This is a genomic window from Anaerosporobacter mobilis DSM 15930, from assembly GCF_900142955.1.
Taxonomy (GTDB): Bacteria; Bacillota; Clostridia; order Lachnospirales; family Lachnospiraceae; genus Anaerosporobacter; species Anaerosporobacter mobilis.
This window is the reverse complement of sequence record NZ_FRCP01000033.1, coordinates 1-15,380: the sequence shown is the minus strand read 5'-3', so window position 1 is coordinate 15,380 and position 15,380 is coordinate 1. Positions and strand designations below refer to the sequence as shown.

13 protein-coding genes and 1 rRNA gene are annotated in these 15,380 nt (G+C 33.4%); 1 reads left to right on the top strand and 13 read right to left on the bottom strand.

Going from position 1 to position 15,380, the window contains the following annotated elements; all coding sequences use genetic code 11:
* Positions 1 to 193 (bottom strand): 16S ribosomal RNA (locus tag BUB90_RS22710); the annotation flags it as partial.
* 702 nt (positions 194 to 895) lie between these two features.
* On the opposite strand from BUB90_RS22710, the gene BUB90_RS22705 reads away from it, so the two are divergent.
* The gene (locus BUB90_RS22705; protein ID WP_073291908.1) at positions 896 to 1,789 is read left to right on the top strand and encodes an AraC family transcriptional regulator; all 894 of its coding nucleotides are present in this window, start codon (positions 896 to 898) and stop codon (positions 1,787 to 1,789) included.
* On the opposite strand, the gene BUB90_RS22700 is transcribed toward BUB90_RS22705, so the two are convergent.
* The 12 genes from BUB90_RS22700 to BUB90_RS22645 form a co-directional block, all read right to left on the bottom strand.
* A complete protein-coding gene (locus BUB90_RS22700) occupies positions 1,786 to 3,081 on the bottom strand; it encodes a Gfo/Idh/MocA family protein (protein ID WP_073291906.1) in 1,296 nt (431 codons plus the stop codon). The two genes, BUB90_RS22705 and BUB90_RS22700, sit on opposite strands and share 4 nt — an antisense overlap.
* 228 nt (positions 3,082 to 3,309) lie before the next feature.
* On the bottom strand, positions 3,310 to 3,684 hold the full coding sequence (locus BUB90_RS22695; RefSeq protein WP_073291904.1) for a PH domain-containing protein: 375 nt from the start codon (positions 3,682 to 3,684) through the stop codon (positions 3,310 to 3,312).
* A 63-nt stretch (positions 3,685 to 3,747) separates the two neighbouring features.
* Positions 3,748 to 4,485: a DUF4352 domain-containing protein gene (locus tag BUB90_RS22690; protein WP_170865572.1), complete on the bottom strand. Its 738-nt coding sequence runs from the start codon at positions 4,483 to 4,485 to the stop codon at positions 3,748 to 3,750.
* Between the two features lie 307 nt (positions 4,486 to 4,792).
* Entirely contained in the window at positions 4,793 to 6,355 is a 1,563-nt protein-coding gene (locus BUB90_RS22685) for a sensor histidine kinase (protein ID WP_073291898.1), read from the bottom strand.
* Positions 6,352 to 7,026, bottom strand: coding sequence for a response regulator transcription factor (locus tag BUB90_RS22680; protein ID WP_073291896.1), 675 nt, complete (start codon positions 7,024 to 7,026; stop codon positions 6,352 to 6,354). The genes BUB90_RS22685 and BUB90_RS22680 overlap by 4 nt, the downstream gene beginning before the upstream one ends.
* A gap of 391 nt (positions 7,027 to 7,417) precedes the next feature.
* On the bottom strand, positions 7,418 to 8,185 hold the full coding sequence (locus tag BUB90_RS22675) for a peptidylprolyl isomerase (RefSeq protein ID WP_073291894.1): 768 nt from the start codon (positions 8,183 to 8,185) through the stop codon (positions 7,418 to 7,420).
* A gap of 216 nt (positions 8,186 to 8,401) precedes the next feature.
* On the bottom strand, positions 8,402 to 9,430 hold the full coding sequence (locus BUB90_RS22670; RefSeq protein WP_073291891.1) for a LacI family DNA-binding transcriptional regulator: 1,029 nt from the start codon (positions 9,428 to 9,430) through the stop codon (positions 8,402 to 8,404).
* A 153-nt stretch (positions 9,431 to 9,583) separates the two neighbouring features.
* Positions 9,584 to 11,062 (bottom strand): 4-alpha-glucanotransferase, encoded by a 1,479-nt coding sequence (gene malQ / locus BUB90_RS22665; protein ID WP_073291889.1) that lies wholly within the window; start codon positions 11,060 to 11,062, stop codon positions 9,584 to 9,586.
* Between the two features lie 59 nt (positions 11,063 to 11,121).
* On the bottom strand, positions 11,122 to 11,958 hold the full coding sequence (locus BUB90_RS22660) for a carbohydrate ABC transporter permease (RefSeq protein WP_073291887.1): 837 nt from the start codon (positions 11,956 to 11,958) through the stop codon (positions 11,122 to 11,124).
* Positions 11,958 to 12,800 (bottom strand): carbohydrate ABC transporter permease, encoded by an 843-nt coding sequence (locus BUB90_RS22655; protein ID WP_073291884.1) that lies wholly within the window; start codon positions 12,798 to 12,800, stop codon positions 11,958 to 11,960. The genes BUB90_RS22660 and BUB90_RS22655 overlap by 1 nt, the downstream gene beginning before the upstream one ends.
* A gap of 159 nt (positions 12,801 to 12,959) precedes the next feature.
* Entirely contained in the window at positions 12,960 to 14,393 is a 1,434-nt protein-coding gene (locus BUB90_RS22650; protein WP_073291882.1) for an ABC transporter substrate-binding protein, read from the bottom strand.
* A 757-nt stretch (positions 14,394 to 15,150) separates the two neighbouring features.
* Positions 15,151 to 15,380: transposase (locus BUB90_RS22645; protein WP_170865571.1), on the bottom strand; the 230-nt coding region annotated here is incomplete at its 5' end.

Below are 15,380 nucleotides of genomic sequence, written 5' to 3'. Positions count from 1 at the left end.
ACTAGCGGGTTATGCGGTCTTAGCAGTCGTTTCCAACTGTTATCCCCCTGTATGAGGCAGGTTACCCACGCGTTACTCACCCGTCCGCCACTAAGTCAACTCTCTTGCAAGCAAGATAGTTGCTTCGTTCGACTTGCATGTGTTAAGCACGCCGCCAGCGTTCATCCTGAGCCAGGATCAAACTCTCAAATTAAAATTTTGATCTCTTTGTTCAGAACTTACTAACCTAAAACTGGCTTTTAGTTTCCGTATGTCTTTCGACATAAATTTACAAAAGCGAACAAGTTCGCTTGGTGTATCAAATTTGATTTGTTATTGCTAACTCCTCTCAATGATACGGTTCGTTTATTTATTGAAAATCTTTTTCGTATTCTATCAAGTAAAACTTGTGAATACGATTAGAATTTTCAGGGTTGTTTCACTGTTCAATTTTCAATGTTCATTACTTTACATTTTCAACAAATTTCAACACAGTGAAAATTTGTTCTCTAATGTTCTTTGTTGCTTCATCATCAGCATTAGTATCAAATGCAACTTCATCAGTATATACGATTCAAAAACGATTGTCAAGTATTTTTTCTAATTGTTTCAAACAATACAAACAATTCGTTCTGGCAACTTATTTATATTATCACATTCAAATATAACTGTCAACAATAATTTTAATTATATATTTGAATACCTGACCTATTGTCTGACACTATTCTACGGTGCATAACTTATTTCCCTAATTAATATCACCTTGGCAAAGATAGAAATTGTGTAGAGATTCTGTTATACTATTCAATATTGTCCAGTATATCTATTTTATTATCCAGTAATTCACATCACAATTACTTATATAACTGGCTAGTTTTTTATTTACTTGTCATTACTTACTAGAAAGGTGGTCAATATGTCTGGTAACTCTGGTTATAAACCGACTTCTCTGCAATGTGAAATTGTAATTAATTCTGTTATTACCATTCATTATTTTGAATATAGAATAGGATTTGAATTTCTTGGAGAGCGGCACGATTTTTGGGAATTTCTTTATGTAGATAAAGGTACCGTTGAGGTTACAACTGACAACGGAACCTTTACTATGGAAAGCGGGATGCTTATTTTTCATAAACCAATGGAATTCCATTCAATTCGTGCACTTGGGAATAAAGCACCCAATTTAGTTGCTATGTCTTTCACATCCAAGTCGGATTCTATGAAGTTTTTTGAGCATAAACAATATACACTAAATGAAGATGAAAAGAAGCTAATCGCCCAAATCATCGCTGAGAGTAAAGACGCATATCTGAGCGCCATTAATATTCCTAGCATTGAAAAAATGATTAAAAACCCCCATGCTCCGTTTGGTTCTTTTCAAATTATTAAACAGAACCTAGAACGATTACTAATTGATTTACATAGAAGAGACACCTCCTACACGAAAAGTGATAGAGATGTCTCCATCAAACAAAAGAACAATAGAAACATTATTCTTTGCTCTGTATTAAACTATATGGAACAAAATATCAATAATAAATTAACGGTTAAAGATATTTGTCAACATACCATGGTCGGTAAATCAAAGTTGCAAGATGTATTTTTTAAAGAATTTGGTCATGGTGTAATAGAACATTTCAACCGTATGAAGATGGAAATGGCCAAGGAATATATCCGCAATGAAAGTATGAACTTTACGGAAATATCCTGTCTACTTGGATTTGAAAGCATTCACTATTTTTCTAAGAAATTCAAAATGATTAACCATATGACCCCAACAGAATATGCCCTCTCCATTAAAAGTTTTTAAACTCCACGCATTTCTTCTACAGTAACAGGGCGACCTCCTTCTAATCTGGAACGTTCTGCCCCCAAAGCAATATAATGGCTCTCTACAGACTTTTCCAATGTTGTAATAGAGCCATTTGCATTCTGCTCTCTGTTCTCAATTAAAAGCTCTAGAAATTCTTTGATAATTCCTTCATCACCCCCACCATGTCCAGACAATGGATTCACATTATTTCTTACATCAATCGTCATAGTTTCCTTACCAAATGGCATGATCCGAATCAAATTGCTTTCCATATTCCCTACGATTTCGCCCATCGTACCCATGATTTTAATATCTCTTACATTATCTTTCGTAAACGCACACATTGTGAAACTCACTGTTGTGTTATCCTCCATTAATAAATTAATAACCTGATGATCCACAACATTGTTATCGCAATGGAAGACACACCTTCCATATGGTCCTTTTTTTAACGCTTCTGTTATTGTTTCTACTGATGGATGAAGATCCAAAACATTATTTGGCCACCGAGTATTTCCCCTCGCAACTCCAAACGGATTTTCTGTTATATAGATTTTTTCTGCATCATATGGGCAACAATCCTTTACCTTGCACCCCTCAAGACAACGAAGGGTTGCACCTTCTGGTGCATTTTCCTTTTTAAAATAATTCAAACTACCATATGAGGAAATGGACTTGCAACCTTTCCCGGTCAGCCATAATAGAATATCCATATCATGACAGCATTTTTGAAGAATCATAGGACTTGTCTCCTCTGAATTTCTCCAGTTACCTCTTACAAAGCTATGTGCCTGGTGATAGTATCCAACACTCTCACTCGCTTGAACAGACACAATTTCACCTATTACTTTAGAATCTAATATCTCCTTAAGTTTCATATAATAAGGTGTATATCGTAGCACATGGCATACAACTACTTTACGTTTGCACTCCTCTGCAACTTTAATTATCTCCCTACATTCCTCTAGATCTGGTGAAACAGGCTTCTCTAATAAAATATCATATCCTTTATGTAACGCAGGAATTGCATGTCTGACATGTTGACGATCTTGGGTACATAAAAACAGTGCATCTGCTAATTGTTCTTGCTCCATCATCTCTTCTGCACTGGTAAAACAACATTCCGGTTTTATATGATATTCCTTTGCTACTTCTTCTACTTTACTTGGATCTATATCCGCGATTGCTACTATTTCCATCATATCAGTAAACAACTTTTGTTTAGTAGCATACGCATCTTTACCACGGTTTCCTAACCCTGCAATTGCTACCGTTATCTTTTTCGACATTATGTTATCCTCCTTGTTTTCATACTATATGTTGCCTCTACATGAGATAGCATCATTATACTGTGATAAGTAAGCGTTTTATTTGTTCTTGTATCAATGATATGTGTAATTTTATCCACTTTATTAATATCAAAGGTCAAAAAAAATCTATCTTAATTAGTATAGTGTAATTGCTTCTAAAGCGCTATATTAATCAAGATAGATTTTTATTTACTTCTATTTCTCTTATTATTCATTATTTTGCTCTTCATCTAATTCAGCAACATCTATATCTAGAGTATGCATTGTTCTTCTCTTACGTCTTGCTTCTTCAGATGCTGCCATAATATAATCTTTAATCTCTGCTGCTTTTTTAATATGAACAAGCTCGAGCTCAGGATGCGTAGTATCTCCTGTATAACAGATTACTGTACCGATTTTAAAAATTCTTTCCATAAAACTTTTTTTCAAACGTACATCTTGAATCTTATACATATACGCATCATCTTCGGTAATACTTAAAAATCCGCTTTTTATTGTAACTTTTTCATCTGTAATTGTATATGTTGTAAAACATATCGGTAAGGCTAAAAATTTTGTTCTCTTCTTCTCAATAAAACCCATTTTACTTTACTCCTTTGATATAACATATTCCGTTATTAACTACTTCCCCTAATATCAATTTCTTTATTTTACTGTAACTAGGCTAACTTTGTCAACGTTAGTTACGGTTAGCGTTGCATTATTCATTTTTGATTCTTTTGGTACTTCGAAAATCAATACTGTATTCTTTGATTTACCAGCTGCAATCGTTGAGTTAAACTGCTGAATATCATTTGAAACTATTGATAAAATCGGATAATATACTTCTTCATCAACGTTTAATTCATAAGTTATCCCAGATCGAATTAGGTTAATTGTTTGCTTATTTTTGCTACTATTTTTCATTTTGAATTCTAATATTACTAATTGATTTCCTGGTTTGGCTTCGACATTAAAAGCCTGCTCACTATAATCTCCTGTATAGCTAGTTGTCGTTGTATACTTTTTGTAATCTACTCTTAAATTCTTATTCTTATAGATATCTGATAACTTGCTATATGTTTCCTTAACCTCTTCGTTTGAATTAGAATTCTCTACCTTTGTAGTATCTTCTGCATTGATTACCTTATTGGTGTAATCTACTTTATCACTTAGTTTAACAGTTTGTACCGTATCCACTGCTGCCGTCCCGTCAGCAGATGGTCTTTGATAAGCATACACCAATCCATCCGTGTAATACGTGTCAAATTTTAATACGCTTCCTGCTATGTATTGCGCAATTATTGCATTATCTTCCTCTTTTAATGTTTTAGTACTTGAACACGCTGATAAGAGCATAATTGATACCGACATAATTGCAAGCAAACAGATTTTCTTTTTCATTGCGTCTCCTCCATCTCTATCTATTGTAATTGCATATTTCATTTAATCTTCGTAATTATCTTGTTACTACTCATACACTCCAAGAAAAAGCAAGTCAAATAAACAGTCACAATACCCTTACACTATAACACTACTATATTAACAAGTTATAAGAGAAATTTCAATGCATTGTTTTACCTATTTTTTCTTTTGTACATAAAAAACAATCTTATGATTCCTCATGTATCAATTATTGATTTTATATCATAATTATTTAATACATAAGGAACTTAGATTGTTTTTAATGTTTAATATACTATTGTTCTTTTTATATATTCGTATCTAATTCAAACCAGAACTCTACTCCATTTTCATGATTAATTACACCACATTCTTTATTGTGTGATGCCATAATAGCTTTTACAATAGATAAGCCGATGCCATTTCCACCATACTCTCTTGTTCTAGCCTTATCAACCTTGTAGAATTTAATCCATATCTTATCGATATCTTCTTCTGGTATAGGATCGCCTGTATTGAATACAGATACTCGAATGCAATCCTGTTTTTGCTGCAACCTAATGTCAATTATCTTATCATAAGCAAGATGATTCAATGCATTACTTACATAATTCGTAATTACTTCTTCAATCATATACTCATCAGCCCATACAACAACTGGTTCTGTTTCCTTGAATAATACTTTGGCTTCCTTCTTCTGCGCTAGGATATTCGTTGAATTAATAACACCATTAATCAGAGCTACTATATCAAAACGTTCAATATTCGCTTGGTTATTACCAAATTCTATTTGATTTAGATTAAGTAGACGCTTAACCATCTCATTCATCTTAGAGGCTTCATCAATGATAACTTCACAGTAGAAGTTGCGGCTCTCTTCATCATCATTTATGTTATCTAGTAAACCTTCTGCATACCCTTGAATTAAAGCAATTGGTGTTTTTAGTTCATGGGTAACATTTGATAAGAATTCCTTTCTCATCTCATCGATTTGAATCTTGTTTTGAATATCTGACTTTAACTCATTGTTAGCACTCTTTAATTCAGAAATCGTCTCTTCTAACTTTTCCGACAACGTGTTAATGCTTGTACCTAGCTCTCCAATCTCGTCTTTTGTTGAAACCGGGTACTTCACATCAAAATCTAGGTTTGCCATCTTCTTAGCTATACCCGATAATTGATGAATCGGTTTAGTGATAGAATTACTTACAAACAGCGTAATGAATACTCCTAAAAGTGCACCTACCACACCCACATATGCAAGGAATTTGTTTGCTATAAGAACACTCTCCTGTATACTCTCAAAGTTAGAACGTAGATATACATAATATCCATTATCTAAGGAACCAAACAATTCAATGTAGTACGATTCCATTCTTTCATCATATACCTTATATATTCCATAATTTTTGGTTCTTAACAGCTTTCTCATTACATTACCTTTTGTATTTTGTCCAAATAGGTAGATCTGTACACGATTTCTTAACTGTTCCTGTTGTTGTTCAATGATGCTTTGACTCACTGGATAATCTGTCGGGAGATTTACCATTGTTTGTCCGAAGATATTTACCGAATACATAATATCATTACTAAACACATAGATATTAATATTATTATTTGTCCCTAATCTCTCTAACGATAGATTTTTTGTATCCAAAACCTCAGTATCATCAATATCTTCACTAGTTTTCTCTTCTACGGTTTTATATATCATTTGAACCTTATTATACGTATCTTCTAATTTCTTAACTTTACTATATTGATAATAATCTGCCAAGAATCCTCTATTCATTCCCCAGCAAAGTAGGACAACCCCAATGACTAGGATGGTGATAAGCCCTGTAATCTTGAACTTTATTGAATGTCTCATTCACTCACCTCTAATTTATAACCCATACCCCAGATAGTCTTGATGTAGTCCCCCTTATCTCCTAGTTTACTTCTTAACTTCTTCACATGGGTATCAATTGTTCTTGCATCACCAAAATAGTCATAGTTCCATACATTGTTAAGGATCTTTTCTCTTGATAGTGCAACTCCCTTGTTTTTAACAAAGTACGTTAAGAGTTCAAACTCTTTGTAACTTAATTCAACTGACTCCCCATCTATCTTAACCTGATGGGCTTCTAAGTCAAGGGAAATCCCCCCAACAGATAAAACATCTTCTACTACATTCGCACGTCTTAATATAGCTTCTACTCTTGCCACAAGTATCTTTGGGCTAAATGGCTTAGAGATATATTCATCCACTCCTAATTCAAAACCAAGTAACTCATCCTTTTCATCACTCTTAGCCGTAAGCATAATAATAGGTACCTTAGAATATTGACGAATCTCTCGACATACTTGCCAACCGTCCATCTTAGGCATCATAACGTCAAGTATAATAAGCGCAATATTTTTGTTTTGAAAGAATAAATCAACTGCTTGCTCTCCATTTTCTGCTTCTATAACTTCATAGCCTTTTTTAGTGAGGAAATCACCAACTAATTTTCTCATTCTGCTTTCATCATCAACAACAAGTATTTTCAAATTTTCCATACAAACCACCCTTTACGTATCACTAGAATTCAATCACTTCTGTGAACATATCCTTTCTAATGTATTCTTTATTACTTATTCATTCTTTTCATTTGTTATTGTAACAAATGAATGATTCGATATCGAGTAATCATTTCTGTTACCCTCTTAACCTTATAATAGCAATATTTTATGTATAATATGTGAAATACTAGATTAATTTAATTATAATTGATAGAAGAGACTGTTGCAAAATATAATTTGAATATTTATATCATATTTTTCAGACGGAATACCTTGAAATGTACCATCAAAAAAACAATCTTCAACAAATTGTCTACAACTAGACAGATAATTCGTGAAGATTGTTTTTGATGGTGTGTGAAGCATTCGGTCTGAAAAGTATGTGAAGTTACTTATAGTCTGAAATCTTAATGGTTTCTATTATTACTTTATCTGCTGGAATACCATTTTGTTCGTCAGTCTTCTCAACATTCGCTATTGCATCTAGCACATCATAACTTGCATCGTCATAGATTTGTCCAAATACTGTATGTGCATTGAACAGCCAAGGAGTTCCCCCTTTTTCCATATATAACTTTGCTTGTTCATCACTCGTTTCAATATTATAAGCTGCTTTCATAAAGGTCTTATAGGAGTCTAAGTATGTTTTTCCTAATTCGTATCCATTATTCGTTAATGCTTGTTCAACTTCTTCTTGTACAAAAGGATTTGCCTGTACAATAAAGAACTGACTTCCATTTGTATTACTACCAGCATTAGCCATACATAATGCTCCTCTTAAAGGAAGTAAATCATCTGAGAATTCATCTTCAAAATTCTCTCCCCAGATACTTTCGCCACCCATTCCTGTTCCGTCAGGATCACCACCTTGAATCATGAATTCATTAATAATTCTGTGAAATGTTACCCCATCATAATATCCATCTTTTGCATGTGTAACAAAGTTCTCTACTGCTTTAGGTGCCTTATCAGCAAAGAATTTAACTTTGATAGAACCAAAGTCTTTGACTACTATTTCTGCTACTGTATCTCCAGTTTGAGGTGCATCTAATTGACCTCCTGAAGATTTTGTTACACTATTATCTTTCTTAGAACAACCTGCTAAAGCCATTGTAGCAACTAGCATAAGTGCCATAAATTTTGCTAATTTTCTCATATAATATTACCCCTTTCTAATATAAGGAGAGCTTGTATATAAAGTAATTCTCTAACTACTAACTCCCTCGTATATAGTCATACTTTTTCTATTTTAATACAACAAGTACATCGTTGCAATATATTTTACTTTATTCACACAAAAAACACAATTGCAACATAAAAATGCTATATAACATAACTCTCTATCGAGTAATTGTTATATAGCATCCTCTAATTAGATCAACTTAGTCGATTGTCCAATGATTAATTCCCCTGGGAAAACGCACATTTGATGATCTGCTTTTTTCTTAATTACGTCAAATAATATAGTTACTGCTGCTTTAGCTATCTCATCTACCGGCTGTCTAATTGTTGTAATTGCCGGATTATAATATGATGCTATATCAAGGCCATCAAACCCAGCAACCGAGTAGTCTTCAGGAACTGATTTACCTGCGTTTAGAATCGCCTTACTAGCTCCTATTGCAATACTATCAGATATAGCAAAAACAGCTGTAAAATCTTCTCCCGATTCTAATAGTTCCTTCATAACAACATAACCATTATCCATGGTGAAGGTTTCTATATCATCTTTCATGCTTCTAACTAACTTCATGTCTGGTTCAATATTGTTATCCCTTAATGCTTGTAGATATCCTTTATAACGAATAAGTCCAATACTCGTATCATCTAAACTAGTTGTAATAATAGCAATACGTTTGTGACCTATCTTACATAGATAATCAACGATCTTATAACTTTCTTTAAAGTCATCAACGGCGACGAAAGAACATAATTCTTTGCTCCATTTCCCCGTAATACCAACCGTACATAAAACATACGGAATATCTAACTGAGATAACTTTTCTTCAGAATGTGTGAAATATCCTCCTAGGAATATAATTCCACGTAATTTCTTTTCTTTCACTAATTCTAATGCAATATCGATTTCATCTTCCCTTTCTTCAACTCTATGTAAAAGGAAAGAATACTTTCTCTCTTGCGTTTCTTCTTCTATTACCTTAATCATTTTACTAAAGAAAGGATTACTAATACCTTTAATTAGAACCGCAATCATCTTCGAATTCGAACGTTTCAGATTACGTGCACTATTATTTGGTATGTAATTGTTTTCTTTAATAACTTTCATAATCTTTGTCTTTGTCTCTTCATTGATATCCGGATGATTATTAATCGCTCTTGATACAGTGCTGACACCTACACCACAAAGTTTTGCTACATCTTTTATTGTGATAGTACCCATGATATCCTTCCTTTGCTGCATATTTTTATTTGGTAATTAGTTCCTAGTTTTGCTGGTTTAGGTACTTCTGCCAATTATTCTCAGTATAACTGAAATTATAACAACAATCTCCATAATATGCAAGATAATACATTTAAGCAATGCAATTCTTATTTATCTACCATAGAGTTTTGTTATATAGCAGATATTATCAGCCAGATTCATATCAATATCATCTTTTTTCATTCTCCAAACCCAGTTACCACCAAGGGTTGATGGTGTATTAATACGTGCTTCTGATCCAAGTCCAAGATAATCTTGCATTGGTATGATCGCAAGATCCGCTACACTGGCCAAGGTAAACTTAATATAATCCCAATGAATCTCTTCCGGCTTAGAATTTTGATTATTCACATATGTGGTCGCATACTTTTTATCTTGATCGCAGAGTGTATTATACCAGCCTACAATTGTATCATTATCATGTGTCCCTGTATAAACCACACAGTTCTTATTATAATTATGTGGTAAGTAGTCACTCTCTTCTCTTGAATCAAATGCGAATTGAATAATCTTCATACCAGGATATCCACAGTCTGCTACTAGTTTTCTTGAACTGTCAGTAAGGAATCCCAAATCTTCAGCAATGATATCAACATTACCTAACGCCCTTTTAATATGTTCAAATATATCGATACCAGGTCCCTTTTCCCATCTACCAATTACAGCATCTTTCGCTCCGTATGGTATAGCATAGTATTCATCAAATCCTCTAAAATGGTCAACACGGACAACATCATATAACTTAAAACAGAATGCTATTCTCTTTATCCACCAAGCATAACCTGTGGATTTGTGATATTCCCAGTCATATAGCGGGTTACCCCATAACTGTCCAGTGGCTGAGAAACTATCAGGTGGGCAACCTGCAACTGCAATTGGTTTTCCATCTTTATCAAACTTGAACAATTCTTTATTTGCCCATGTATCGGCACTATCATAGGCCACATAGATAGGAATATCTCCAATTATTTTAATTCCTTTATTATTCGCATACTCTTTTAGTAAATTCCATTGTTCAAAAAACTTATATTGAATAAATTTATAGAATACGATGTTATCCGCTAAGAGTTCTTCGTATTTAACTATTGTTTCTGGTTTACGAATACGTATGTCTTCGTCCCACTCATCGATTCCCTTATCGCCAAAATAGTTTTTAACAGCCATAAATAAACTGTAATCATTTAACCACGATTCCTGTTCTTTACAAAAATCTTCAAAGTTATCATTTGTTAGCGTACGAAATCTTTCGTACGCTAATCTTAGTAACTGAAATCTTGAATGATAGATTTTATCGTATTCAACTTGCTCTACACTATCACCATAATCAACATTTTCACATTCTGTTTCTGTAAGTAATCCTTCTTTAATTAGAGTCTCTAGATCTATAAAATAGGGATTACCTGCGAATGTTGAGAAAGATTGATACGGAGAATCACCGTAACCCGTCGATCCAAAAGGCAATACTTGCCAATATTTCTGTCTAGCCTTTTCTAAAAAATCTACGAATGCATATGCTTCTTTCGAAAAAGTACCAATCCCATATGCTGATGGCAAAGAGGTAATCGGTAGTAAAATTCCACTTGCTCTCATTAAATTCATCCTCTCAATCCTACATTTTTACTTATAAGGGTTCAGCTACTAAGTATCGATTAACCTTTTACTGCTCCACTTGTTACTCCTTCAATGATATGTTTCTGACATACAAGATAAAATACAACAATTGGTATAATTGCTAATACTAACATAGCCATCATAGCACCCATATCGATTGAACCGTAACCACCTTTCAGGTACTGAATTGCAATAGGAATCGTCTTATAATCTGAGCCAATAACAAGGTATGGAAGTAGATAATCGTTCCAAATCCACATTACATTAAGGATTGCTACTGTTACTGAAATTGGTTTTAATATTGGTAATACTACAAAGAAGTACGTACGAATCGGATTACAACCGTCCATCATAGCCGCTTCTTCTATTTCAATAGGGACAGATTTAACAAAACCACAGAACATGAACACGGAGAGCCCCGCTCCGAATCCAACGTATATAACAATAATACCGACTGGATTATCCAAACTTAACACGTTAGCAACTTTAGTCATTGTAAACATAACCATTTGAAATGGTACTATCATAGAGAATACGAATAAATAGTAAAGTAAATTAGAGAATTTACTCTTAACTCTAGTAATGTACCAAGCTGTCATAGCTGTTAATAAAACAATAAAACCTACTGAGAATACTGTTATAAACAATGACCAACCTGTAGCACTTAAGAAGTTAGTTTTTTCTATACCACTTGTATAGTTCTCAAAATTAACGAAAGTCTGTTTATTTGGGAATACAAACGGTGCATCACTTATAAAAAACTTTCCTTTAAAAGAATTCATTAATACAATGAATATAGGCGCTAAGAAAGTAATTGCTAATATAAGAAGAATGACAAAAATAATTACGTCTGATGTTTTACGTTTCACTTTCATTAGTTTTCAACCTCCTTCTTTCTAGTCGCTCTTAGTTGAATTAATGCAATTACAACAACAAGGATAAAGAAGATTACTGCTTTTGCCTGACCAACCCCTTCATAACCTACTTTACCATAGAAGGTATTATAGATATCAAGAGCTAGCATCGCTGTCTTCTTTGATGGTGCTCCTGCTGTTAATGCAAGGTTTTGATCAAATAACTTGAATGAATTTGATAATGTAAGGAATAAACAAATAGTTATAGAAGGCATTACCAATGGTATCGTAACGTTTTTAAGAATTTGTCTTTTATTCGCTCCATCAATTTTAGATGCTTCGATAAGATCTTTTGGAATATTTTGAATTCCCGCAATATAGATAATCATCATATAACCAATTAACTGCCAATTCATTAAGATGACAAGTCCCCAGAATCCATATTTTGGTGCAAATGTTAATGTAACTCCGAATTTATATAGAATTCCGTTTAAGATCAACTGCCAGATATAGCCTAATACAATACCACCAATTAAGTTTGGCATGAAGAATATTGTACGGAATATGTTAGTCCCTTTCTTTCCTCTTGTTAACAATGACGCTAACGTGAAGGCAAATATATTAATTGTAATTACGGATACTACGGTAAATCCTGCTGTGAAGATTAATGCATTTAAAAAGTCTTTATTCTGGAATGCCGCTACATAATTGCTAAAACCAACCCATTTTGCATCATTTACTGTTCTGAATTCAGTGAAAGATAGATAAATACCCATGATAAATGGTATTATAAATGCTATCGTAAATGCTGCTAATGTAGGTAATGCAAAAATCGGAAAGTATTTCTTCAAATTTTTGTGCATATTCCTCTCTCCTGTCCTTTTATATTTGAAGCTATCGAATTACCTTTGCCATTATAAATGTATGTTCTGTTATAGAAAGGGCGAGTGAGGATTTATCCACACTCACCCTGCTTATTACAAAAAACTATATGATAATCTAATATTTCTTAAAAGATAAACTTATTTTGCTCTTTCAGATTTCCATGATTCTTTAACAACTGTTACAACTTGATCCCAATCCAATCCACCTTGAACATATTCAAGTAAAGCGTCACCAAAAGCGTTCTTGAAATCTTCACTTGGGAATGCCGCGAATGTCCAAACTACAGATGTAGTATCTTTTTCCATCCATGCTAAAACTTCTTTTGATAATGGATCGCTTGGTTTTTCAGCATCAGTGAATGAATCAAATGGAGCAATGAAACCTAAATCGTTAGTTACATATGCTTTACCAGTATCGCTTGTGAATAACCAGTTTAAGAAATCCATAGAAGCTTTTTGTTTTGCTTCTGAAACTTGGCTATTGATTGCGAAATAGTTTTCAGTACCAACACATAAACCTTGAGTTTCTTCTCCAGTTACTCCAGTATAGATTGGCATAAACTTGATATCATTTTCGTTAACTACGTTTCCATCAACCTCGTTAATTTGACTCCATGCCCAGTTACCATTTTGAACCATAGCTGCTTTTCCTAAAGCAAAATCTGCCATAGAATCATTAACTGTTTTAGCACCTAATAAACCTTTTTCTACGCATGAATTGTTAGTATATAAATCATATACATTTTTAAAGTTTTCAGCATATTTGAATTCAATTTCGTTAGCTGCAAGTCCTGCTAAAACAGTATTATCAAAAGCTGTATTGTCTTTGAATTCATAGAATAGTGGTAAGTTTGCTAAGTGAGTTTGCCATCTCCATTGCTCACCAGCTGCCATGGAAGTTGATGCAAATACGCCATCAATACCAAGATCTGCTTTTCTTGCTTGCATATCTTCAACAACTGCTTTTAATGTAGCAAAGTTATTAACTTCTGCCATTGAAGCAACTGTAGTTGCTCTATCAGTTAAAGCAAAGTATTTATCCATAATAGCGTTGTTATAGATAATACCATAACCTTCTACCGCGTAAGGTACACCATATACCCCTTCGCCTTCTGTTACTGCTAAACTCTTATCTGTTAAGTGTGAGTATAATTCTGAATCTTTCATATCAGCGCTATAATCTTTCCAGTTTTGGTAACCAACTGGTCCATTGATTTGGAAAATTGTTGGCGCATCTTTTTTAGCAATTTCTGATTTTAAAGTTGTTTCGTATGTACCGGCTGCTGCGGTATTTACTTTAACTTTAATACCAGTTTCTGCTTCATAATCTTTCGCAATCTTTTCATAAACTTCAGCAATTTCAGGTTTGAAGTTTAAGAAGTAGATAGAATCAACTTTTTCAGTTGATGTATCTGTATTTGCTGTATCTGTTGAAGATGTGTCTTCTGTCTTAGTTGTGTCATTCGTATTAGTTTTGTCGTTTTCGTTGTTTTTCTTTCCACATCCTGTAAACAAACTACCAATCATAACTGTTGCAAGAAGTAGAGCTACAATTTTTTTAGATTTTTTCATAATAACACCATTCCTTTCTGCATACCCTCTTTTTTGATATTAACATCTTCCAAATAGGCTCTGATTCAGTGACGTATAATGCCTTTTGAAAAAAGTAATGATTCCTGGATCATTTTCAATAAGTTTCCGTAACTAGAACTGTTCCTTCTCCAAAAAACATTTCATAGTAACGTTATCGGTATCCTTATCGGTACCGTTCCCAGTTATCATGTCATTATAGTAACATATACACAAAATTATTTCAATAGAAAAAGTACTAGTATGTCAACTTTGTCAATTTATACACTTATTGTGAACTTATTTGGTCACTTTTACTTAATCGTTCTAGTTTTAACTTTCCCTTATTATTATGGACTATCTACTCACTTTTTATTCCAGTAATTCATCATTTTTACTTAACAGTATCGTTGGAACAATTTCATAGTCGTATTTGTATCAATATACAACTATCGCTAATAAGGGACGCCCGTTTTTAGCTCTTAGTAAGAACTATGATGCTATTCGGATATTATTAATGTTGCTACGAACTACTTGACATATAAAAAATCCCGTTAATCATCACGATAATAATGTGGTGACCCCTAAAAGTTAGACTTTATGGGGCTGTAAAAAAACTCCCTTAATAAACAAGGTCACTCACATTAGCTGATGTGAGTGACCTTGTTTTATCTTTTATAGTCTTTCTCTTGAAAAAATGAGTATACGAACCAAGCCTTCTCTTAATACAGGCTCTAAAGCAGTTCGTTCTGCCATATTTTTATACAACAAGCGGGGTTCTGTTCCTCTTGTTATGGTATTTATAAAGGTTAAAGCCACACGAAATCAATGTAAATTCCAAAATAACTGCTTTTTCACCTTTTCGGAACAGTCGTTTATAAGCTCTGTCCCACTTAATTATTCCAAATGTTCCTTCAGACTGTATGCTTCGGTTCATACGTAGTAATGCACCATGAATGGATTCTAGATTGGAAATTACTTCTTTATGAA